The organism is Martinezella calliandrae (genome assembly GCF_030272695.1).
GTDB lineage: Bacteria > Pseudomonadota > Alphaproteobacteria > Rhizobiales > Rhizobiaceae > Rhizobium > Rhizobium calliandrae.
On record NZ_JARFYN010000185.1, the window covers coordinates 1 to 695 of the forward strand.

The window sequence follows — 695 nt, forward strand, 5'->3', positions numbered from 1 at the left end:
CCAACGTTCTCGTTCCGCAAGGACGGGCGTGTTGCGTCCGTGCGCATTGATGGCCAGCTCGCTATCACCATCAACGAAGGTGCCGTAGCAAGTGCCGTCATCGGGCTAGGGATCGCCGCGTCGAGTGAAACAAGCGCGCGCGCAGAGCTCGAGGCCGGAGTGCTCGTGCGGGTCCTGCCCTGATTGGCTCGGCAACTAGCGGGCGTCGCCGCACTCACTCACCGAAGCCGTTTACTATCAACGACAACTCTCACGCCTGCGCCGTCTACCTATGGAGCAGTTCCTCGGCGAAGCAAAACCGCCCCGCAGCATCACATTTGGCGGGGCGGCCGTGAGGTACTACGGAAATCTGCCGGTTACGGGAGGTTTTCGGTACAGCTGACGACCGGGTGCCAGAATTCCTAAAACGGATTAGGTTACGGCGCCTGATCCTTCTCTTTCCCAGGACGTGGAGTCAGGCCGCCGCGCCGCGCTTCGGCAGTTTCCAGCCAGGGCGCACGAAATGGCAGCTGTAGCCATTTGGAATGCGCTCCAGATAGTCCTGGTGCTCCGGCTCGGCTTCCCAGAAATCGCTTGCAGGCGTCACTTCCGTGACGACCTTGCCCGGCCAGAGACCGGAAGCGTCGACATCGGCGATCGTATCCAGAGCGACGCGCTTCTGCTCGTCGCTCGTATAGAAGATCGCCGAGCGATAG

The 695-nt window shown here is 61.6% G+C and carries 1 protein-coding gene and 1 pseudogene; one reads left to right on the forward strand and one right to left on the reverse strand.

The window, feature by feature from the left end; translation table 11 throughout:
* Positions 1-183, forward strand: a pseudogene (locus PY650_RS36620) (LysR family transcriptional regulator); the annotation flags it as partial.
* Between the two features lie 271 nt (positions 184-454).
* On the opposite strand, the gene PY650_RS36625 reads toward PY650_RS36620, so the two are convergent.
* On the reverse strand, positions 455-695 hold a 241-nt coding region (locus PY650_RS36625), incomplete at its 5' end, for a peptide-methionine (S)-S-oxide reductase (protein ID WP_285884991.1).